Raw genomic sequence first — 20806 nt, forward strand, 5'->3', positions numbered from 1 at the left:
CCACCCGCTACGACAAGACCGCCACGTCCTACACCGCCGTAGTCACCCTCGCATCGCTACTGCTCTGGTTATGACCTTTGAAGACACGGCCTAGGGCTTGGGGCTTGGAACCGGATCCGTCCCGTGGGTCCCGGGGGCGGCGAGGTCGAGGTCCTTGATCCTGGGGTCGCCCTCGTCGGCGAAGTAGTGGTCGGGCTGGGTGGCGTCGGCGCCCTCGGCCGTCTTCGTGGCGCGGGCGACGACCGTGCCGAGCGCGGCGACGGCCAGGTTGACCGCGAGCGCGAGGACGCCCGCGTAGATCGTCATCTTGGTGTCCAGGCCCAGCTTCTCCAGCGGGAACGCGGACCCGGCGAAGTGCAGCTTGCCGGTGGCCGGGTTGCCGATGTTGTAGAGCAGGAGCATCCCGGCGCCCATGCCGGCGATCCACCCGGCGATCAGGCCGCTGCGGTGGAACCAGCGGGTGTAGAGGCCGAGCGCCACCGACGGGAGCGTCTGCAGGATGATGACGCCGCCGATGAGCTGCAGGTCGATGGAGAAGCCGGTGTCCAGGAACAGGATGCACAGCACCGCGCCGACCTTGACGAGCAGTGAGGTGATCTTGGAGACGCGGGCCTCGTCGGCGTCGCTCGCGTGCGGCTTCAGGTACTCCTTGTAGATGTTGCGGGTGAACAGGTTCGCCGCGGCGATCGACATGATCGCCGCCGGGACCAGCGCGCCGATGCCGATCGCGGCGTACGCGACGCCGGTGAACCAGTCGGGGAACATCCTGTCGAACAGCTGCGGCACGATCGTGTTGTTGTCGGTGCCGATGGGCTTGATCCCGGCCGAGATGGCCATGAAGCCGAGCAGCGCGATCAGGCCGAGCAGCAGGCTGTAGGCGGGCAGCGCCGCCATGTTCCGCTTGATCACGCCGCGGTTCTTTGAGGCGAGCACGCCGGTGATGCTGTGCGGGTAGAGGAACAGCGCGAGCGCGGAGCCCAGGGCCAGCGTCATGTACTGCAGCTGGTTGTTCGCGTTGAGCAGGATGCCGTCGCCGGGCGCGGCGCTGGCGGCGAACTTGGCCTGGGCGTCGCTGAAGATGCCCGACCAGCCGCCCTCGATCTGGGCGGGGATCGCGAAGATCGCCACCAGGATCACGATGTAGATCAGCGTGTCCTTGACGAACGCGATCAGCGCGGGCGCGCGCAGGCCCGACTGGTAGGTGTACGCGGCCAGGATCGCGAACGCGATGATGATCGGCAGGTGGCCGGTCACGCCCATCGACTTCAGCACGGCCTCGATGCCGACGAGCTGCAGCGCGATGTAGGGCATCGTCGCGACGATGCCGGTGATCGCGACCAGCAGCGCCAGCGTGGGGGAGCCGAACCTGGCCCGGACGAAGTCGGCCGGGGTCACGAAGCCGTGCACGTGCGAGACCGACCAGAGGCGGATCAGCACCAGGAAGACGATCGGGTAGACCACGATCGTGTACGGCACCGCGAAGAAGCCCATCGCGCCCGCGCCCCAGATCAGGGCGGGCACGGCCACGAAGGTGTAGGCGGTGTAGAGGTCGCCGCCGATGAGGAACCAGGTGACCCACGAGCCGAAGTTGCGGCCGCCGAGCCCCCACTCGTCGAGACTCGCCAGGTTGTCCGGGCGGCGCCAGCGCGCGGCCACGAATCCCATCCCGCTGACCACCAGGAACAGCACGGAGAAGATGATGATCTCTGTCAGGTGAGCTTCCATCGGGTCACCGCCGCCGCTTCGTCATCTGGTACACGATCGTCGTGCACGTGACACCGACCGCGATGAAGGCGAGCTGGAGCCAGTAGAACAGCGGGAAGCCGAGAAGCCGGGGCTCATCGGAATTGTAGAGAAACGGGAGCAAAGGTAGGATGATCGGTACGATGAGCAGCCAGTTCCATGGGCTGCGGTCGCTCCGGTCCCCGTTTGGAGTGGTCAACACGTTCTCCTTGAGCTGGAGAAGGGACGCCCGAGCAGGATCATCCCCTTCGGCTGACCGGCAGCGTAATTACACGGCCGTTTCATTCAGGTCACCGAGCGCCGAGCGGCACCGGTGGCGCGACGAACGGCAGCTTGACTTCGCCCCCGAGGTCTCCGTCCAGGTCGCGGGGGTCGCACCTTCTGGGCTGCCCCACTTCACCGACGGGCTTCCACCGGTCACCGAATCACCGGCGCGCCTTCCTTGACATGGCCGCGCAAGTTCTCGTAAGGGCGCGTCGCGTGAAGGGTGTGCCGCACGGTGGGAGGTATGCATACGGTACGGGACTCGCCGTACAGTGCGGGACATATCGGGAGCGTGGGATTGGTCATACGGCGTGGGGTTGGTCATGCGGCGGTGGGGTGTGTTCGCGGCGCGCCGGTCCGCGGGTGCCGCCGGTCCTGTTCCAGGCGGGTGGGCTCAGACGGTCCTGTCGGCGGCGGTTCTCGGCTCGTGCCGTACGTCCTCCGGCAGGCCGAGGTCCCTGGTCCAGGCGGCGAACTCCACCAGGATGCCGTCGGGGTCCTTGAAGTAGATCGACCGGACGAACACGCCCTCGCCCATGGCGGGCGCTATGCCGAACTCGCTGTCGTCGTGGTTGAGGATCACCCCGACGTCCACGCCCTTGGCGATGAGCTTGTCGCGGTACTCCTCGATCCGGTCCGGGGCGACGTCGAGGGCGATGTGGTTCATCGAGCCGACCGCGGAGAGCAGCTCACCCCGGTCGGGCAGGTTCTTCGGCGCCGAGACGCCGGGAACGCCCTCGGGCGCGTCGGGGAACCAGAAGAACGCCAGCGCGTTGCCGCCGCCGCAGTCGAAGAAGAAGTGCTGCCCCCAGCCCATCGGCAGCTCGATCGTCTTGATCAGGGGCATGCCCAGGACGCCGGAGTAGAAGTCGACCGTCCGCTTCATGTCCGAGCACACCAGCGCGAGGTGGTTGATCCCGCGCAGCTCGAACTCGGTGTTGTCCGCCATGTTCTCCTCGCTTCCTCGGGTAATGAACTGCTTATCACAGGGGGCGGCCTGTCACGGGAGGCCGCCTGTCACGGGGAACGGCTTGTCGCGGGGGTGGCGGGAGCGGTACGACCGGCTCCGGCGGTCACCGGGCCGGGTCACCAGGCGACCTTCAGGGACGACAGGCCGTACACGAAGCTGGAGGTGCGGAAGTGCGCCTCGGACTCGACCTCGCGCAGCTCGGGGAAGCGCCTGAGCAGCGCGGGGAAGGCGACGCACATCTCCATCCGCGCCAGCGGCGCCCCCAGGCAGTGGTGCACGCCGTGGCCGAAGGCCAGGTGGCCGGGCGCGCCCCGGGTGATGTCCAGCGTCTCCGGATCGGACAGGAACGCGGGGTCGCGGTTGGCGCCGAGCAGCGCGCACATCACCGGCTCGCCGGGCCCGATCTCCCGTCCGGCGATCTCGACCTTCGTGGTGGTCGTCCTGAAGGTGCTGGACTGGACGATGCTGAGCCAGCGCAGCAGCTCCTCCACCGCGGCGTCGACGCGATCGGGCTCCTTCTTGAGCAGCTCCAGCTGGTCGGGGTGGCGCAGCAGGGCCAGCGTGCCCAGCCCGAGCATGTTGGAGGTGGTCTCGTGACCGGCCACCAGCAGCAGGCCGCCGATGCCGATGAGCTCGTCCGTCGTCAGGTCGTCGTGCTCGCGCACCAGCGTGCCGAGCAGTTCCTCACCCGGGCGGGCCCGGGCGCGGGCGACCAGCTCGGCCATGTAGGCGCGCGACTCCTCCTGCGCCGACCTGCGCTCCTCGACGGACGCCGACACGTCGAGCAACCGGCCGGTCCTGCGCTGGAAGTCCTCCCGGTCGGCGTACGGCACGCCCAGCAGCTCGCAGATCACCAGGGAGGGGATCGGCAGCGCGAACGACGACACCAGGTCGGCGGGGGATCCCGCGCGCTCCATCGCGTCCAGGTGGTCCTCGACGATGCACATGATCCGCGGCTCCAGCCGGCGTATCCGGCGCAGCGTGAACTCCGGCGTGAGGATCCGGCGCAGCCGGGTGTGCTCGGGAGGGTCGAAGGCGAGGAGGTTGCCCGCGCGGAGCGCGGCGATCTCCTCCTCGCTGTTTTGGACGCCGGGCAGTTGGAAGGTAATCGTCTGGGCGCTGCTGAAACGCTCCGTGTCGCTCAGCACCGCGCGCACGTCCTCGTAGCGGGTCACCAGCCAGGCGTCGATCCCCGGCGGCGTCCTGACGAGCCTCACTCCCTCCCCGTCCCGCAGCGCCTCCAGCTCCGGATCGGGATCGAACCCCGCTCGCCGCATGTGCGGCGGCAGCGCCGGAGACTCGCTCATGGGACCCCCTGGATGACTCACCGTTCTGACTGCTCTTCTGACTACTCCGAAAAAACGCTAGCAACCCATCGATTACGCGCAAAGGACCCTGACGGCCGTCCGAGGTCTGTGTCGTGCCACTGACCGGCAACTACTTGTCGCGGTGTCTCCTCGGGCAGGCGTGCCGCGTCCTCCGGGGAGGTGTGCCGCGTCCTTCTGCGTCTTCTAAGCGGGAGGGCCGCGCCCTTCGGGCGGGCGGGCCGCGTCCTTCCGTGGACATGCCGCGAAAACATGACAGTAGATGTCCTGCTTTCGCGGCACGCTGGCCCCATGACAAGAACGCTTGAAGGAAAGGTCGCCCTCGTCGCGGGGGCGACAAGGGGGACCGGCCGGGGGATCGCGGTGGAGCTGGGCGCGGCCGGCGCCACCGTCTACTGCACCGGCAGGAGCACGCGGGCGCAGCGCTCGGAGCTGGACCGGCCGGAGACCATCGAGGAGACGGCCGAGCTGGTGACCCGCGGGGGCGGACACGGTATCGCGGTCCAGGTGGATCACCTGGACCCGGAGCAGGTGCGCGCCCTGGTGGAACGGATCAGGAACGAGCAGGGCAGGCTCGACATCCTCGTCAACGACGTCTGGGGCGCCGACTCGCTCACCGAGTGGCACGTCCCCCTCTGGAAGCACTCCCTCGACGACGGCCTGCGCATCCTCCGGCTGGCGGTGGACACCCATCTCATCACCAGCCACCACGCCCTGCCGCTGCTGATCGAGAACCCCGGGGGCATGGTGATCGAGGTGACCGACGGCACCCTGGAGTACAACACCGTCAACTACCGGCTCTCGGCCTTCTACGACCTGGCCAAGATCTCGGTGAACCGCCTGGCGTTCAGCCAGGCCCACGAGCTGCGCCCGCACGGCTGCGCCGCGATCTCGCTGACCCCCGGCTGGCTCAGGTCGGAGAACATGCTGGAGCTCTTCGGCGTCACCGAGGAGAACTGGATGGACGCCACCGAGAAGCAGCCGCACTTCGTGATCTCCGAGACGCCCGCCTTCACCGGCCGCGCGGTCGTCGCCCTCGCCACCGACGAGGACCGGATGCGCTGGTCGGGCCAGTCGGTGTCCAGTGGGCAGCTCGCCCAGGTGTACGGCTTCACCGACGTCGACGGCAGCAGGCCCGACGCCTGGCGCTACATCGAGGAGGTCGAGAGCAAGGGCAAACCCGCCGACGCCACCGGCTACCGCTGACCACCACCACCGGGACCGGCACCGGGACCCCGGGCCGGGACCACCGGCGGGGAGTCCGGCGAGATCCCCGGTCCGGGTCAGTGCCCCGGCGCGCCCGTGTCGTTGATCTCGTCGGTGTCGTCGGTGTCGTCGGTGTCGTCGGTGTCGTCGGTGTCGTCGGTGTCGTCGGTGTCGTCGGTGTCGTCGGTGTCCGGGGTGTCCGGGGTGTTCGAGGGGGCGGGGGCGGGGGCGTACAGGTCGCGCAGGCGGGTGGCTGCCTCGGCGAGGCGGGTACGGAGGCCGGGCGGGTCGACGACCTCTGCCTCCGGGCCGAAACGGAGGATCTGGCTGTAGGCGACCTCCGATGACTCGACGGGCAGGCGGAACGTGACCCATCCCTGCCCGTCGGGCTCGCCGGCGGAGGCGAGGGCGGACGCGAGGGCCGCGGGGTCGGCGACGGCGGGGAGCGCCCGGCGCCCGGCCGGGCTGAGCCGTACGGTGACGTGCTCGGTGAGCAGGGAACCGGCGAACTGCGCCGCCCTCTCGCTCCAGAACGCGGCCAGGTCGAAGGTCTCCTCCCGCTCGAAGCGCAGGCCGGAGTGGATCTCGACCTCGTCGAAGCGGTCGACCCGGTAGATGGCGAACCGGGTCGCCAGGTACCAGACCCCCGCCTTCAGCACGAGCCCGTACGGCTCCAGGCGCCGGGCGGCCCCGGCCTGCTCGGACCGCCCGCTCTCCCCGGGCTTCCCACTCTCCCCGGTCGTCTCGGTTCGCCCGTCACGCCCTGCCCGCTCGCCAGGTCCGGCCCGTTCTCCCTGCCCGGTTTCCCGGGTGTCCCCGGTTTCGCCGGGAGGGCCGGGCCGGTCGGTCCGCTCGCCCGGCCGGGTGCGGGTGGCACGCCGGTAGAGGGCGGTGACCGGGTGGTCGCCCCACACCGCCCTGGCCAGGGGCGCCAGCGCCGCCGGTGGGGGCCGCTCGCTCGCGAACCAGCCGGGGGCGTCCAGGTGGAAGCGCTGGGCCGCGGTCGCGGGGGCGTCGCGGAGGCCGGGGGAGAGCGCGGCGGAGGCCTTCAGCCGCGCCGTGGCCGCCACCTCGCTCAGTCCCATCTCCCGCAGCGCCTCCGGCACGCCCGACAGGAACAGCGCCTCGGCCTCGGCGCGGTCCAGCCCGGTGAGGCGGGTGCGATAGCCGTCGAGCAGCCGGTAGCCGCCGCCCCGCCCGCGGTCGGCGTACACCGGGACCCCCGCCTCCGACAGGGCGAGCACGTCACGGTGGACCGTCCGCTCGGAGACCTCCAGCTCCCTGGAGAGCTCCACCGCGGTCATCCCGCCCCGGGCCTGGAGCAGCAACACCAACGACATCAACCTGGCCGCGCGCACTCCCCGACCCTAGCCCCGGCGCACCCGTGACCGCGGCAGGGGAAAGGGAGGAGCCGGGGTGAGGCCGCCCGGTGGCCACGGCCGGAACGGGGCCGCGTGGGTGGGTCCGGCGAGGTCAGGGAGGGGCGAGGGGCAGCACGACGTGGGCGGGTCCGGCGGGGTCAGGAAGGGGCGAGGGGCAGCACAACGTGGGCGGGTCCGGCGGGGTCAGGAAGGGGCGAGGGGCAGCACGACCGCGGACGGGTGGGACGGGTCGTGGAAGATCTCGTGATCGGTCGTGACCATCGCGCTGCCCGTGCCCAGCGGTTCGCCGGTGCCGAGGTTGCGGGCGATCCGGGGGTACGCGCCTCCGGCGACGTGCACGCGGATCCGGTGGCCGCGCCGGAAACGGTGCCCGATCGGCCACAGGTCCACCCGGACCCGGCGGATCCCGTCGGCGTCGGCGGGCGGATCACCGGGGACCAGGCGGCGCACGCCCTCGCACACGTTGTAGGAGGCGCCGTCCGGGTGCACGTCGCAGACCCGGACCACCACGTCGGCGTGTCCGGTGCCCGATCGGACGTACAGGTCGGCGAAGACCGGGCCGATCATCTCCGTGTCCCGCCGCAGCTCGGGGCCGGTGTAGACGAGCACGTCGCGCCGGGCCTCCAGCCTGCGGTTGTCGCGCGGTTCCGAGTTGCCCAGCAGGACCGGGCCGCCCAGCGCGGGCGTCGGGTGCGCGGGGTCGTAGCGGAAGCGGTCGGTCCCGGCGCCGTACGGGCCGCCGCTGCCGCCGGTACCTCCAGGGCCGCCGCTGCTGTCACCGCCTCCGGGGACTCCGTCGGCTTCAGGGACCCCGGGAACATGAGGGGCGTCGAGCGCGTCGAGTGCGCCCGGAGCATCGGGGGTGCCGGGCGCGTCGAGTGCGCCGGGGAGGCCGGGCGCGTCGGGGGAGAGGGCGAAGCCGGGGCGTAGGCGCCAGCGCTGCTCCCGTACGCCGGGCACCGGCCAGTCGGAGTAGTCGCGCCACTCGTCCGCCCCCGTCACGTACAGCCTGACCGGCTGCTCGCGCAGCCCCGACGGGTCGCCGAGCAGGTGCGCGCGGAACCAGGCGAGCGCCTCGGCGTTCGCCACCCGCCCGTGCCGCACGTCCGCGTGGTACCAGGGGCCGATCGTCAGGTACGGGCGCCGCCCCGCCGCCCGCATCGCCGCGTAGTCCTTGACCTGCCAGGGCAGGAAGACGTCGTACCAGCCGCCGACCATGGTGACCGCGGCCTCCACCTCGCCCACGGAGGCGGAGAAGTCGCGCCTGCCCCAGTAGGCGGCGGGTTCGGCGTGGTGGGTCAGCAGGTCCTGGAAGAACGGCACGCCCCTGCCCGCCGACAGCGCGTCCAGCTCCCCGAGCGGGCGCCCCGACAGGGCCGCGCGACGCGTCCTGCGCGGGATGAGCAGGGCGTTCGCCCCGCTGAACGGCCGCTCCATGGAGGCGGTCAGCGTGGTCCACATCAGCGACGACTCCAGCGCGAACGCCCCGCCCACGTAGGCGGCGTCCCGGAACTGGGAGGCGGCCACCGAGATGGACACGGCCTTGAGGTCCGGCCCGGCGAACGGGGCGACGGCCCACTGCGCGTACCCCAGGTAGGAGGGGCCGTGCATGGCGAGGCTCCCGCCGTACCAGTCCTGGTCGCGCAGCCAGGCCAGCGTGGCCAGCCCGTCGTCGTGCTCGTCGCCGAGCGGGTCGAGCAGGCCGCCCGAGCCGAAACCGCCCCGGCAGCTCTGCATCACGACCTGGAACCCGTGCCTGGCGAACCCGCGCCCGAAGGTCCGGCCGAACATGCCGCGTCTCCCGTAGGGGGAGCGGACCAGGATCGTGGGCGGGCGCACGGCGCCGACCGGCGCGTAGTGGTCGGCCAGCAGGATGACCCCGTCACGCATCGGCACCGGCAGGTCGCGCTCGACCGTGACCCGGTGGACGGCCGCGCGCGGCCAAGTGATCATCCCCATGTGCTCTCCTCGTGCGGCCCCGTGATTACCCACTGGTAACAGAACATGGCCCGCGATGGCCAGAGCCCGCCGGTGTGAGGCTCGCCATCCTCCTGCCCCGCCCCTCACCGGGAACCCCCGAAACTCACCGGGAACCCCTGGAACTCACCGAGCACCCCTGGAACCGCGAGAATCCCAGGGAACACAGGAATCACAGGGTCCACAGGGAACCTGTGGAACCGGCGCGTCCGGGCGGGCCGGGCGGGGCGCGGCGTCACGTTGCATGATCGCGGTCGCCGCCGGTACTCTGGCCACATGCGACACCCGATTACCCTTCAGTGGTGGCGCCGCTTCTGAGCGGCGCAGGTTTCGCATTCGCGAGCAGACAGGCGGCCGCCCGGGGAGGCGGCCTTTTCTGTGTCCGCTCCCTCAGGGCATCGGGAAGACAAGAGGGGCGATACAGCAGTGGAGACGAGCCGATATACCACCGCCGGCGGCATAGGGGTCGAGGTCACCGCGTCCGACGTGCCCGAGACGGTGCTTGAGGACGTCGTCACGACGCTCGGCGAGCGCCGTGGCGGAGTGCTCTCCTCCGGGATGGAGTATCCCGGCCGCTACAGCCGATGGCACCTCGCCTACGTCGACCCCTGCCTGGAGATCGTGGCCAGGGGGCGCAGGATCTCCGCCCGCGCGCTGAACGCCCGGGGCAGGGTGGTCCTGCCCGCCATCGTGTCCTGCCTGCTGGCGGCGGGCAAGCCCGTCGAGGAGCCGACGGCCGACCTCGTCGAGGTCCACGTGGCCGAGTCCGAGGACATCCTCCCCGAGGAGATGCGCAGCCGCCGTCCCACGGTCTTCACCGCGATCCGTGAGGTCATCGCCGCCTTCAAGGGGGAGAACGAGCACCTGGGCCTGTACGGCTCCTTCGGCTACGACCTCGCCTTCCAGTTCGAGCCGATCAGGCAGGTCCTCACCCGGGCCGCCGACCAGCGCGACCTCGTGCTGCACCTGCCCGACCGGGTGATGGTGATCGACAGGAAGCGGGAGACCAGCAAGGAGTTCCGCTACGAGTTCACCGTCGACGGCGTCTCCACCCACGGGCTCGCCCGCGAGGGGGAGGTCGTGCCGCTCACCCCGCCGCCGGCCGAGCTCCCGGCCGACCCCGAGAAGGGCTCCTACGCCCAGGTGGTGGCCGCGGCCAAGGAGAAGTTCGTCCGCGGCGACCTGTTCGAGGTCGTCCCCGGCCAGGTCTTCCACGCGCCCTGCACCGACCCGGCCGCCTTCTACCGGGGGCTGCGCAAGGTCAACCCGGCGCCGTACGAGTTCCTGTTCAACCTCGGCGAGGGCGAGCACCTGGTCGGCGCCTCCCCGGAGATGTACGTCCGGGTCAGCGGCGACCGCGTCGAGACCTGCCCCATCTCCGGCACCATCGCCCGCGGCGGCAACCCCATCGAGGACGCCGACGCGATCCGTACCCTCCTATCCAGCGTCAAGGAGGAGTCGGAGCTGACCATGTGCACCGACGTGGACCGCAACGACAAGTCCCGCATCTGCGTGCCGGGGACGGTCCAGGTGATCGGCCGCCGCCAGATCGAGATGTACTCCCGGCTCATCCACACCGTCGACCACATCGAGGGCCGGTTGCGGCCGGAGTTCGACGCCCTCGACGCCTTCCTCACCCACATGTGGGCCGTCACCGTCACCGGCGCCCCCAAGACCTGGGCGATGCAGTTCATCGAGGACCACGAGGCCACCACCCGGCGCTGGTACGGCGGGGCGGTCGGCTACATCGGCTTCGACGGCTCGATGAACACCGGCCTCACCCTGCGTACCGCGCAGATCCGGGGCGGGGTCGCCACGGTCAGGGCCGGGGCCACGCTGCTGTTCGACTCCGACCCCGAGGCCGAGGAGCGGGAGACCGAGCTCAAGGCCAGCGCCCTGCTCGGCGCGCTGGCCGCGGTCGGCGCGGCCCCGCAGGAGCGGGCCGAGGCGCAGGTGGCCGCCGAGCGGCCGGGAGAGGGGATGAAGGTGCTGCTCGTCGACCACGAGGACTCCTTCGTCAACACCCTCGCCGACTACTTCCGCCAGCAGGGCGCCGAGGTCGTCACGCTCAGGCACGGCTTCCCCGTCACGATGATCGACGAGATCGCGCCCTCCCTGGTGGTGCTGTCGCCCGGCCCCGGCTGGCCGTCCGACTTCGGGCTGCCCGGCCTGGTCGGCGCCCTCTACGAGCGCGACCTGCCGGTGTTCGGCGTCTGTCTCGGCCTGCAGGGCATGGTGGAGCAGGCGGGCGGCACCCTGGAGCTGCTCTCCTACCCCGAGCACGGCAAGCGCGGCCGGGTGCGGCGGCTGGGCGCGAGCGCCCTGCTCGACGGGCTCCCCGAGGAGTTCACCGCCGCGCGCTACCACTCGGTGCACGCCAAGCGGCCGGGCGTCGCCGGGTTCACCGCCACCGCGCTCACCCCGGACGGCGCGGTGATGGCGATCGAGGATGTGGAGCGACGCCGCTTCGCGGTGCAGTTCCACCCCGAGTCGATCCTCACCGCCGAGGGCGGCGCGGGGGCGAAGATCATCGCCAACGTTCTCCGGCTCTGCCGCAAGAGCGGGTAAAGACCTGGTGTTCCACGCCCGGCGGTCACGCCGGGCGACCCTAGAGTTCTCCCCGTCGTGGAGATCGCCGGGCGTACCGGGCCGGGACCGGCCGGTACGCCCGGCGGCGGGGGAGGAGCGGGCATGAGGTCGGACGGCGTGCTGCCCGTCGAGCTGCCCGACGCCGTACGGGAGGCGCTGCTGGCACCGCTCGTCGACCACAACTGCCGGGGCGTGCGTCGCGACGACCTGACCCGGGCCAGGTTCGAGACGCTGCTCACCGACGCGGGCACCCCCGCGCCGCCGGGCACCACCCACTTCGACACCCCCGCGGGCGCCGCGGTCCGCCGCTGGTGCGCCCCCGTCCTCGGCCTCGCCCCGCACGTGCCGCCCGCCGTCTACCTGGCCCGCAGGTCGGAGCTCGGCGCGGCGGAGGTGAACCGGCGGCTGCTGGGCGCCGCGGGGATCTCCACCTTCCTGTTCGACGACTCTCGCGACCCCGACGACTTCGACGACTTCGACGGCCCCGACGGTTCGACGGGGCACGCGGACGGCCCGGACAGCCCGGACGGCCTGGACGGCGCGGACACCGTGCGGGTCGTCCACATCGAACGTGCCGAGGAGGAGGTCGCCGGGACCGCCGTCTCCGGGGTCTCCTACATCTCCGCCCTCGCCCAGAGACTCGCCGGGCGGGCCGTCCGCGCCGTCGCCCTGAAGTCGGCCGCCGCCCACCGCTCCGGCCGCCCCCTCGATCCGGCCAGGCCGAGCCGGGGAGCGGTGATCGCGGCGGCCACCCGGCGGCTGGCCTGCCCGGGGGAGAGGCTCACCGACCAGGTGCTGCTGCGCCACCTGCTCTGGACCGCGGTGGACGTGGCCAGGGAGTACGGGCGCCCGCTGCAGTTCCACACCGGCCTCGCCCGCTACACCGGCGGTACGCGCCCGGGGCGCGCTGGCGGCCCCTCTTCCGGTGGCCGCGGCGACCACCGGACCTACGGAGGGCGCGGCCACGGCGGTCTCACCGGCTTCACCGGCGGGTCCGGCTCCTCCGCAGGGCACGCCGGTTCCGGCTGGGGGGCCGATCCGGGGCCGCACGGCGCGGGTCCGGGAGCGCTGGCCGGGTTCATCGTGGCGACGCAGCCGGTGGGCGTCCCCGTCGTCCTGCTGCACTGCCACCCGTTCCACCGCCAGGCCGCCCATCTGGCCGGGGCCCTTCCGCACGTCTACGTCGACGTGGGGGCGGCGCTGACCCGCAGCGCCACGGGGTCGGCCGCGGTCATGGCGGAGCTTCTGGAGCTCGTCCCGTTCCACAAGCAGCTGTTCGGCTCCGGTGGCCACGGCGTGGCCGAGACCTGCCATCTCGGCGCCCTGCACTACCGGCGCGGTCTGGCCGGGGCACTCGCCGCGCGGCTCGCCGACGGCGAGTGGAGCGCCGCGGACGCCGCCCGGGTGGCCCAGATGATCGGCTCGGGAAACGCCCGCCGGATATACCGGTTGTGAATCGTGACGGGTGCCCGGACCTGGAACGGATGGGTCCCCGGAACGCTGTGACGGGTGCCTGCCATGGGGACGGGTGGGTCCCTGGAATAATGTGGCGACCGCTGGTGCGACGAGGGGGACAAATTGACGGGCGACGGCGCAGAGGCACGTTTTCTCCACGACGTGACCGTGGAGCTGGTCAAGCACAGCGCCTCCGACACCGACGTGCTCTGGGCCGCGCGGGTGTCGACGGCCGGGGAGCAGTCCCTGGAGGAGATCGGCAAGGACCCCGAGCGTTCCAGGGGGCTGCTCAACTTCCTGATGCGCGACCGGCACGGCAGCCCTTTCGAGCACAACTCGATGACCTTCCTCGTGAGCGCGCCGATCTTCGTCTTCCGCGAATTTCATCGCCACCGGGTCGGCTGGTCATATAACGAGGAAAGCGGTCGTTATCGTGAGCTTCAGCCCAATTTCTATGTTCCAGGGGCGGAGCGGAAGCTGGTCCAGGAGGGCCGTCCGGGCAAGTACGTCTTCGCCGAGGGCAGCGCCGAGCAGCACAAGATCGTCACTGAGGCGATGGAGTCGTCGTACCGGCAGTCCTACGCCGCCTACCAGGAGATGCTGGAGGCCGGGATCGCGCGGGAGGTGGCCAGGGCGGTGCTGCCCGTCGGGCTTTTTTCGTCGATGTACGCCACCTGCAACGCGCGCTCGCTCATGCACTTCCTCTCCCTGCGCACCAAGAACGAGCAGGCCAGGGTGCCCTCGTTCCCGCAGCGCGAGATCGAGATGGTGGCGGAGAAGATGGAGGCGGCCTGGGCGGAGCTGATGCCCCTCACGCACGCGGCCTTCGTCGCCTCCGGGAGGGTCGCCCCCTGAGGCGTGCTCTCCGTCGTGCGGGGCGGGCCGGACGGTCGCCCCGCGACGGACAACGAGCCCGCCGCACCCGGCCGCGGCGCCTCTCGCCCGCTTCGGCGGGCCGATCCGGCGCCCGGCCTCGTGCGTCACGTCCGCGCGTCACGTCCGCGCGTCACGTCCGCGCGTCACGTCCGCGCGTCACGTCCGCGCGTCACGTCCGCGCGTCACGACCTCGCGTCACGGAGGTCAGCGGATCTGGCCCGGTCCGGCCGCCGTGGCCCGCAGCAGATCCCGGAGGAGCTCGAAGTCGATCTTCTCCGGCCGGCGGAAGCGCAGGCAGCCCTTGCCCATGTCATGGCCCGCCAGCCGCTCCGCGAAGGCCTCGCGGACATCGTCGCGCAGCAGGTAGACGGAGACGTACTGCCTCTGGCTCGCGAAGCCGACCTCCCCGACGCCGTCCCGCTCGTAGACGGGCATCCCGTACGCCATCACCTCGGCGAATCCCCGCAGCTCCGCACGGCACAGCTCACGCAGCCGGGCCAGAGCCTCCTTACGCTCCTCGGGCACCTCGGCGAGGTAACCGTCCACGTCTTCCGCCCGGCTTCGCACCATGATCCGAGCGTACGTGAAACGAGGGCGGGCGGCCCGGTGTTCGTCCGCGGGACGGCATTCCCGCGAGCGGCGCTCACAGCCAGTCGTGTTCGCGCGCGTACCGCGCCGCCTCGTGCCGGGTGCGGGTCTGGGTCTTCTGCATCGCGTTCGAGAGGTAGTTGCGCACGGTGCCCTCCGCCAGGTGGAGCCGGGTGGCGATGTCGGCGACCGAGTAGCCCTCGCGGGTCGCGCGCAGCACGTCGATCTCGCGGTCGGTGAGCGGGCAGTCGTCGACGACGGCGAGGGCGGAGACGTCCGGGTCGATCCACCGCTTGCCCTCGTGCAGGGTCGTGATGACCGCGACGATGTGCGCCGGTTCCGCGGACTTGCTGACGAAGCCCTGGACCCCGAGCCTCAGCGCCTTGCGCAGCACCCCGGGCCTGGCGTGACGGGTCAGCATGAGGATCACCTGCTCCGGCCGCGCGCGGCGGATCTCCGCGACGGCCTCGAGCCCGTCCATCCCGGGCATCTCCAGGTCGATGACGAGCACGTCGGGCAGGTGCCGCAGCGTGGCCTCGACGGCCGCCGCCCCCTCCTCCGCCTCGGCGAGCACGGTGATCTCGCCCTCCAGCGGGAGCAGCGCCGCCAGCGCCTTGCGCAGGAGTGCCTCGTCGTCGGCGAGCACCACGGTGGTCATCGATAGTCCTTTCCCGCTTCAGGGAGCGGTGTTCGAACGGCCGTGCGGGAATGTCGCGGCCGTCAGGAAACGCCCGTCCTTCTGTTCCACGGTCAGCTCGCCCCCGTCGTTCACCACTCGTTCCCTGAGCGTGGCGAGCCCTCGCAGCTCGGGAGGCGGATCCTCCCGCGCGCCGTCGTTGACGATGGTGATGCCCGACTCCGACAGGGTGATGCGCACCTGCCCGGCCTGGGCGTGCCGCAGGATGTTGGTCGTCGTCTCCCGCAGGACCTGGCCGAGCAGCTCGCCCGCGTGCGCGTCGACCTCGGCCTCCCGGTCGACGCGCACGCGGATGCCCGCCGCCTCGAAGAGGTTCTTCGCGTTCTCCAGCTCCGCGGACAGGTTGAGCCGCCGCTGCGCGTAGGCGAGTGCCTTGGTCTGCGCGATGGTGTCGCTGACCAGGGCGTGCACCTCGCGCAGCTCCTGCTCCACCCGTCCGGTGTCGCTGTGCACCAGCTTCTGGGCCAGCGCGATCTTCAGCTTCACCACGTGCAGCGTGTGGCCCTGGATGTCGTGCAGATCGCTGGCGAACCGCATGCGCTCCCGCATGACGGCCAGCTCGGCCTCCCGTTCATGTTCCTCCTCCATCTCCGCCACGAGGCCGTAGAACCTCTGGTTGGGGAACATGAGGCCGATCAGCACCGAGGTGAAGCCCGCCGGGATGATGACGTACGGGATCAGCACGTCGGAGACGTGTTCCGGGGTCACCAGCAGCCGCGCCGCGCCCACCGCGCCGACGTAGGCGCCCACCCCCAGGGCCGCCCAGCCTCGGTGGCGCGGTAGCTGGGGGACGGACAGGGAGCCCACGACCGAGATGCCGTAGAACGCCGTGTCGCTGCCGATCACCAGCGCTCCGGCGGCCCACACGGCCGCGGTGACGACCAGGCAGGGGAGCGCGACGCGGGAGATGTCACGCGCCGCCCACCGTACGAAGGCCACCAGGGCCGCGACCACGCCCAGGCCCAGGACGACGGCCTGCCACCACGTCCGGGCGTCCATCGCCACCAGCAGGGCTCCCACGACGGCGAGCAGCGGGAGGAACATGACGATGTTGAGCCTGCTCAGCCGTCCCCGCGCCGTCCGGGTGTACTTGAAGATCGCGGGTGACCCCGCGGGTCCTCGCCCGGCCGTGGAGCCGCCGGGCCGGGCGTCGGGACCGCCGGAGGGCCCGCCACGGTGAGGGGCGCGGCTGCCCGGATCGCCACGGTGGGGGGCGCGGCCGTCCGCGTCAGTCACTGATCGCGCTCCGGCCACGACTCCACGCCGCCGGGCGGGGGAACGCCGCGCCGGCCACGGGGAAGACGGTCGTGCCGGCCGTCGGCGGGAGGCGGGAGGCGCGGGGCCTTGGTGTCCATGGGGTGGCTCTCCGGGGTCTAGCAGAGCAGGGTATGTCCATTGTTCTTCTGATTTCGCGGTGGCATCAGTGACACCGCGTCATATGTTCGCCCAAGGAATGTCATGGCGAGGTCATGACGTGGTCGCACTGCCCGATGGGCGCGGCGGCTGCTGAGATCGACGGCATGTCCTCCACACCGGTCATCGACGTCGAACGTCTGAACCTCAGCTACGGCGACTTCCACGCCGTGAAAGACCTCTCCTTCCAGGTGGGGCGCGGTGAGCTCTACGCGCTGCTCGGCACGAACGGGGCGGGCAAGACCTCGACCCTGGAGACCGTCGAGGGCCACCGCGCCCCCACCTCGGGCACCGTGCGGGTCTTCGGGAAGAGCCCGCGCGACCGGCACGCCGTACGGCCCAGGATGGGCATCATGCTGCAGGAGAGCGGATTCTCGCCGGACCTGACGGTGAGGGAGTCGGTCCGGCTGATCGGAAGGCTCACGCGGCGCACCGACCGGGTCGAGCGCGTGCTCAGCGTCGTCGGCCTCACCCGCAAGGCCGGCACCAAGGTGTCCCAGCTCTCCGGCGGTGAGAAACGGCGCCTGGACTTCGCCACCGCCGTGTACGGAACGCCTGAGCTGATCTTCCTGGACGAGCCCACCACCGGCCTGGACATCCAGTCCCGGGACGATCTGTGGGACGTCGTGGACAAGCTCCGGGAAGACGGCTCCACCGTCGTTCTCACCACGCACTACCTGGAGGAGGCGCAGCAGCGCGCCGACCGCGTCGGCCTCATGCACAAGGGCTCCTTCTACCGGGAGGGGACGGTCTCCGAGCTGACGCGGCTGCTGCCGGCCGCCATCCGCTTCTCCCTCGCGGCCCCGGTGCCCGAGCTGCCGCTGCGGGCCACGGGCGAGGGTGAGGGGAAGTTCGTCGTCGAGACCTTCGGCCTGCAGAAGGACCTGCACACCCTGCTGAACTGGGCGCAGGACCACGCGGTGGAGCTGCGGGAACTCCAGGCCGGGCCGACCCGGCTCGACGACGTCTTCCGGTCCCTCGGCAACGACTAGGCCGCCCCGGACTCTTCCGGGGGACCGGGCCCTCCCAAGGGACCGAAACCCTCCCGAGGGACCGGAATCCTCCCCAAGAGGCCAGGACCTCCCAAAGGGCCGGGGCCCTCCCGAGGAATCAGAACCCTCCCAAGAGAACTCTCGCAAGGAAAAGGACCTTCGTCATGCTCTCGATCGCTCTCAGTGAGCTGGTCCAGATCTTCCGGAACCGGTTGGTGCTGGTCACCAGTCTCGTCATGCCCGCGGCGGTCAGCGCGGTCTTCATCTACCAGCACGAGGGCTTCGCGGCCCTGGGCAGCCTCGGGTACATCGCGGCGGTGGTCATGTTCACCGTCGGGGCGTTCGGGCTCTACACCACCACGGTCACCACCCTGGCCTCACGCAGGCAGAACCTCTTCCTCAAGCGGCTGCGCTCCACCGCGGCGGGCGACGCCGGAATCCTCTCCGGACTGCTCCTCCCGATCACCGTCATCTCGCTGGTCCAGGTGGTCGTGATCATGACTGCGCTGGCCGTGGTCACCGGCGCGCCGGACAACGTCCTCCTTCTGGCGGCGGCCGTCCTGTCGATGGTGGCCATGATGCTCGGCCTGGGACTGGCCACCGCGGGAGTGACGAACTCCCCCGAGCACGCCCAGGTGACCACGCTGCCCGTCAGCCTCGGCACCATCGCCGTGACCAGCTGGGTGGGGATCTCCGGCACCGAGGAGCTCACCCTGCTCAAGCGGCTGCTCCCGGGCGGCTCGGCCACCGAACTGGTCCTCAACGCCTGGAACGGCGGCGTCCCCGTCGCGGACTCCCTGCTCCTCCTGGCACCCACGCTGGCCTGGGTCGTCGTCGCCGTCGCGCTGGCCTCCCGGATCTTCCGCTGGGAGCCGCGCCGGTGACGACCGGAGGGGCGACCGGAGGGGCGACCGGAGCGACGGCCGGGGTAACGACCGGAACGAGGGCCGGGGCGACGGCCGGAACGACGGCCGGGGCGAGGGCCGGAGCGAGGCTCGGAACTAGGGGATCGGCGAGGTCGCCGCGACGCTTCCTCGCCCCCCGCTCGCGGCGTCGTCTCGCGGGTGGTCAGCTCGTGGTCTCCTGGCGGCGGGAGAGGGCGGGCAGGACGAAGATCTCGGCGCCCGGGGGCAGCGCGCAGTCGAGGCCGCCGAGGTGCCGGGCGTTCTCCCCGCAGACGAACATGCTGATGTGGCGGCGGATGCACCCGTAGTCGTCGCGGAGCCGCTGCTCCAGGGACGGATGCGTGCGGCGGAGCATGTCGAGGGCAGAGCCCAGCGTGGGGTGGCCGTCGTCGTGGTCGGCGATGGCGAAGACGCGGATCTCGGTGGTCTCGCCCGCCCAGTGCCGCAGCGTGGCGGGAAGCATGAAGGTCACGAGGGTGACTGGTCTGGCCATCGGCTCAGAGCACCGTGTCGCGGGGTTCGGCGTACGGCCGGGGGCCTGGACGGCGGATGCCGTGGCCGGCCGGGTGCCGTGGGCGGGTGTCGCCCCGGCTTCCGAGGGGCCGCCGCCGGTGGAGGGGACCGGGGACGGGCGGGTGCGGGCGAACGGCTCCGGAGGGGGAGCCGGACGGATGACGATGCTGGCGGACGGGTCCGTGCGGGTGGCGGTCGAGAGGGGGGCACGGGCTGGGAGGGGGGCCGTCGTGCATGACCATCTCCTTTCGGATTGGGCCTCATGCTGCCATGCCACGCGGTGTCCTGCCGTGCTCTATGAAATTTGCGTGATCAGTTCGGGGGGGTTAGTCCCGATTGTCGTTCAGGGTTCGCCCTGCACGATGTCCCGATGGATGTGGGGCAGCGGCACTCCGCCCCGCTGGAGCCTGCGGACCGTCTCGTTGACCATGGCGGCCGGGCCGCAGACGTAGGCCTCGTGGTCGGCCCACGAGTGGAACCGTTCCATCACCTCGGCCACCTGGCCCCGCATGCCGTCGTACCCCGGCTCGCCGGAGACCACGGGCAGCACCCGCAGCCACGGGAAGGCCGACTCCATCCGCACCAGGTCGGTGAGGTCGTAGAGTTCGGCGGCGGTGCGGGCCCCGTAGAGCAGGTGGACGTTGGGACGGCGCCCGGAGTCGATCACGTGCTCCAGGATCGCCTTGATCGGGGCCAGGCCGGTACCGCCCGCCACGCACAGGATGTCGCGCCCCGAGTCGGCGGGCACCATGGTGCCCATCGGAGGGCCCAGCATCAGCGTGTCGCCGATCCGGGTGTGCCGGACCAGCGTGGTGGAGACCCAGCCGCCGGTGACCGCGCGGACGTGCAGGCGGACGGTGTCGTCGTCCCTGGGCGCGTTCGCGATGGAGAACGTGCGCCAGACGCGCGGCCAGCGCGCGGTCTGTACGTTGACGTACTGGCCGGGCGTGTAGGGCAGATGCTGGTCGAGGCGCAGGGTGACCACCGCGATGTCCGGCGTGCGGAGCTCGTGGTCGATCACCTCGGCCAGCCACCAGGCGGGTGAGACCCCCGCGTCCGACTCTGCTGATTCGATCATGAGATTCGCGGCGGCGGTGTACGCGGCCACCCACGCCGCCTCTATCTCGTTGTCCCAGATCTCGGCGGCGAAGCGCCTGATCGTGGCGAGGAGCGCGTTGCCGACCGCGGTGTAGTGCTCGGCGAGGACTCCGTACTTGCGGTGGTCGCGGCCGAGCTGGCCGAGGAACGACGCCAGGCTGCCCGGACTGTCCAGGCTCCAGACGATCCTGGTCAGCGCGCCGAACAGGCGGTCGCGCTGGACGTCCATCGCCGGGGGGAACATCGCCCGCAGGTGCGGGCTCTCGGCGAACAGGCGTCCGTAGAAGTACGCCGCGGCCTTGTCCGCGACGGGTTCGATGACGGCGAAACTTTCCTTGACGAGTCGCGGATTCAAAGACATTTAACGAACCCACCCTAATTGACCGGATCAATGTCCGATCATGCAGATCCACCTCCCTGACAGCTCCGGGTGACGAGCGACCGGGGGCCCCGGCTCACCGGGTCACTCGAATTTGAGTCTTCCATCACCATGTAGACGTCACAACCGTTTCTCAGCAATATGGTGGGAAATCTAACTATCCGTAATTGAAAAGTTATTTTGCGTGACCAACTAATTAAGAGCAAACGGAGTAGGCGAATAATAATCATGTTTTCTTTGAAATACGGCCTTACTAATCGTAAGCATTGCTGTCATGGCGGAGTCCGGGGTCGCCGGCGGTGTGAACCGTCCCCGCGGTGAGAGTTGGGGACTCCTGGCGAGACGACACTGATACCTCGGATGTGTGACATGACCGAAATGGAGTGCGTCATGATAGAGGAGCTGTTGCAGATGGGATCGGTGCTGTCCGAAAC

General features: G+C 70.9%; 17 protein-coding genes. 6 read left to right on the forward strand and 11 right to left on the reverse strand.

Going from position 1 to position 20806, the window contains the following annotated elements:
* Positions 1-90: 90 nt before the first annotated feature.
* The 4 genes from mctP to ABT053_RS41645 form a co-directional block, all read right to left on the reverse strand.
* Positions 91-1725, reverse strand: a complete 1635-nt coding sequence (gene mctP / locus ABT053_RS41630) for a monocarboxylate uptake permease MctP (RefSeq protein WP_350977343.1) — start codon at positions 1723-1725, stop codon at positions 91-93.
* A 4-nt stretch (positions 1726-1729) separates the two neighbouring features.
* Entirely contained in the window at positions 1730-1945 is a 216-nt protein-coding gene (locus tag ABT053_RS41635; protein WP_350977345.1) for a DUF3311 domain-containing protein, read from the reverse strand.
* A gap of 456 nt (positions 1946-2401) precedes the next feature.
* A complete protein-coding gene (locus tag ABT053_RS41640; RefSeq protein WP_350977347.1) occupies positions 2402-2956 on the reverse strand; it encodes a VOC family protein in 555 nt (184 codons plus the stop codon).
* A gap of 137 nt (positions 2957-3093) precedes the next feature.
* Positions 3094-4284, reverse strand: coding sequence for a cytochrome P450 (locus ABT053_RS41645; RefSeq protein ID WP_350977348.1), 1191 nt, complete (start codon positions 4282-4284; stop codon positions 3094-3096).
* 309 nt (positions 4285-4593) lie between these two features.
* Between ABT053_RS41645 and ABT053_RS41650 the strand changes: the two genes are divergently transcribed.
* Positions 4594-5508 carry an SDR family oxidoreductase gene (locus ABT053_RS41650; RefSeq protein ID WP_350977349.1) on the forward strand — a complete coding sequence of 305 codons (915 nt, stop codon included), beginning with the start codon at positions 4594-4596 and terminating at the stop codon, positions 5506-5508.
* Positions 5509-5585: 77 nt separating this feature from the next.
* Here the strand turns inward: ABT053_RS41650 and ABT053_RS41655 are convergent, their stop codons facing one another.
* Together ABT053_RS41655 and ABT053_RS41660 are read right to left on the reverse strand one after the other, a co-directional pair.
* Positions 5586-6866 (reverse strand): helix-turn-helix transcriptional regulator, encoded by a 1281-nt coding sequence (locus ABT053_RS41655; protein WP_350977351.1) that lies wholly within the window; start codon positions 6864-6866, stop codon positions 5586-5588.
* A gap of 207 nt (positions 6867-7073) precedes the next feature.
* Positions 7074-8849, reverse strand: coding sequence for a CocE/NonD family hydrolase (locus ABT053_RS41660; protein WP_350977352.1), 1776 nt, complete (start codon positions 8847-8849; stop codon positions 7074-7076).
* A gap of 444 nt (positions 8850-9293) precedes the next feature.
* Between ABT053_RS41660 and ABT053_RS41665 the strand changes: the two genes are divergently transcribed.
* The 3 genes from ABT053_RS41665 to thyX all read left to right on the forward strand — a co-directional run bounded on the left by ABT053_RS41665 (position 9294) and on the right by thyX (position 13766).
* A complete protein-coding gene (locus ABT053_RS41665; RefSeq protein ID WP_350977354.1) occupies positions 9294-11435 on the forward strand; it encodes an anthranilate synthase component I in 2142 nt (713 codons plus the stop codon).
* A 123-nt stretch (positions 11436-11558) separates the two neighbouring features.
* On the forward strand, positions 11559-12911 hold the full coding sequence (locus ABT053_RS41670) for an amidohydrolase (RefSeq protein ID WP_350977357.1): 1353 nt from the start codon (positions 11559-11561) through the stop codon (positions 12909-12911).
* A gap of 162 nt (positions 12912-13073) precedes the next feature.
* A complete protein-coding gene (gene thyX / locus ABT053_RS41675; RefSeq protein WP_350977359.1) occupies positions 13074-13766 on the forward strand; it encodes an FAD-dependent thymidylate synthase in 693 nt (230 codons plus the stop codon).
* A 225-nt stretch (positions 13767-13991) separates the two neighbouring features.
* Here the strand turns inward: thyX and ABT053_RS41680 are convergent, their stop codons facing one another.
* The 3 genes from ABT053_RS41680 to ABT053_RS41690 form a co-directional block, all read right to left on the reverse strand.
* Entirely contained in the window at positions 13992-14357 is a 366-nt protein-coding gene (locus tag ABT053_RS41680) for an iron chaperone (RefSeq protein ID WP_350977362.1), read from the reverse strand.
* Between the two features lie 73 nt (positions 14358-14430).
* Positions 14431-15033, reverse strand: a complete 603-nt coding sequence (locus tag ABT053_RS41685; protein ID WP_350977363.1) for a response regulator — start codon at positions 15031-15033, stop codon at positions 14431-14433.
* Between the two features lie 18 nt (positions 15034-15051).
* Positions 15052-16116: a sensor histidine kinase gene (locus ABT053_RS41690; protein WP_502991971.1), complete on the reverse strand. Its 1065-nt coding sequence runs from the start codon at positions 16114-16116 to the stop codon at positions 15052-15054.
* A gap of 476 nt (positions 16117-16592) precedes the next feature.
* Here ABT053_RS41690 and ABT053_RS41695 point away from each other — a divergent pair, with 476 nt between their 5' ends.
* Both ABT053_RS41695 and ABT053_RS41700 read left to right on the forward strand, forming a co-directional pair.
* On the forward strand, positions 16593-17477 hold the full coding sequence (locus ABT053_RS41695) for an ABC transporter ATP-binding protein (protein WP_350977412.1): 885 nt from the start codon (positions 16593-16595) through the stop codon (positions 17475-17477).
* A gap of 164 nt (positions 17478-17641) precedes the next feature.
* Positions 17642-18361 carry an ABC transporter permease gene (locus ABT053_RS41700; protein WP_350977369.1) on the forward strand — a complete coding sequence of 240 codons (720 nt, stop codon included), beginning with the start codon at positions 17642-17644 and terminating at the stop codon, positions 18359-18361.
* Positions 18362-18545: 184 nt separating this feature from the next.
* Here ABT053_RS41700 and ABT053_RS41705 read toward each other — a convergent pair whose 3' ends face one another.
* Together ABT053_RS41705 and ABT053_RS41710 are read right to left on the reverse strand one after the other, a co-directional pair.
* Entirely contained in the window at positions 18546-18875 is a 330-nt protein-coding gene (locus ABT053_RS41705; protein WP_350977370.1) for a ubiquitin family protein, read from the reverse strand.
* A 363-nt stretch (positions 18876-19238) separates the two neighbouring features.
* Positions 19239-20354 (reverse strand): globin domain-containing protein, encoded by a 1116-nt coding sequence (locus tag ABT053_RS41710; protein ID WP_350977373.1) that lies wholly within the window; start codon positions 20352-20354, stop codon positions 19239-19241.
* Positions 20355-20806 lie beyond the last annotated feature (452 nt).

This window comes from Streptosporangium sp. NPDC002524 (assembly GCF_040295985.1).
GTDB lineage: Bacteria > Actinomycetota > Actinomycetes > Streptosporangiales > Streptosporangiaceae > Streptosporangium.

What these genes read in the sequence shown, in the direction of transcription:
- mctP (WP_350977343.1), bottom strand. Translation starts at nt 1,725, where the DNA reads ATGGAAGCTCACCTGACAGAGATCATCATCTTCTCCGTGCTGTTCCTG.
- ABT053_RS41640 (WP_350977347.1), bottom strand. Translation starts at nt 2,956, where the DNA reads ATGGCGGACAACACCGAGTTCGAGCTGCGCGGGATCAACCACCTCGCG.
- ABT053_RS41645 (WP_350977348.1), bottom strand. Translation starts at nt 4,284, where the DNA reads ATGAGCGAGTCTCCGGCGCTGCCGCCGCACATGCGGCGAGCGGGGTTC.
- ABT053_RS41650 (WP_350977349.1), top strand. Translation starts at nt 4,594, where the DNA reads ATGACAAGAACGCTTGAAGGAAAGGTCGCCCTCGTCGCGGGGGCGACA.
- ABT053_RS41660 (WP_350977352.1), bottom strand. Translation starts at nt 8,849, where the DNA reads ATGGGGATGATCACTTGGCCGCGCGCGGCCGTCCACCGGGTCACGGTC.
- ABT053_RS41670 (WP_350977357.1), top strand. Translation starts at nt 11,559, where the DNA reads ATGAGGTCGGACGGCGTGCTGCCCGTCGAGCTGCCCGACGCCGTACGG.
- ABT053_RS41680 (WP_350977362.1), bottom strand. Translation starts at nt 14,357, where the DNA reads ATGGTGCGAAGCCGGGCGGAAGACGTGGACGGTTACCTCGCCGAGGTG.
- ABT053_RS41685 (WP_350977363.1), bottom strand. Translation starts at nt 15,033, where the DNA reads ATGACCACCGTGGTGCTCGCCGACGACGAGGCACTCCTGCGCAAGGCG.
- ABT053_RS41690 (WP_502991971.1), bottom strand. Translation starts at nt 16,116, where the DNA reads ATGTTCCTCCCGCTGCTCGCCGTCGTGGGAGCCCTGCTGGTGGCGATG.
- ABT053_RS41695 (WP_350977412.1), top strand. Translation starts at nt 16,593, where the DNA reads ATGTCCTCCACACCGGTCATCGACGTCGAACGTCTGAACCTCAGCTAC.
- ABT053_RS41700 (WP_350977369.1), top strand. Translation starts at nt 17,642, where the DNA reads ATGCTCTCGATCGCTCTCAGTGAGCTGGTCCAGATCTTCCGGAACCGG.
- ABT053_RS41705 (WP_350977370.1), bottom strand. Translation starts at nt 18,875, where the DNA reads ATGGCCAGACCAGTCACCCTCGTGACCTTCATGCTTCCCGCCACGCTG.
- ABT053_RS41710 (WP_350977373.1), bottom strand. Translation starts at nt 20,354, where the DNA reads ATGTCTTTGAATCCGCGACTCGTCAAGGAAAGTTTCGCCGTCATCGAA.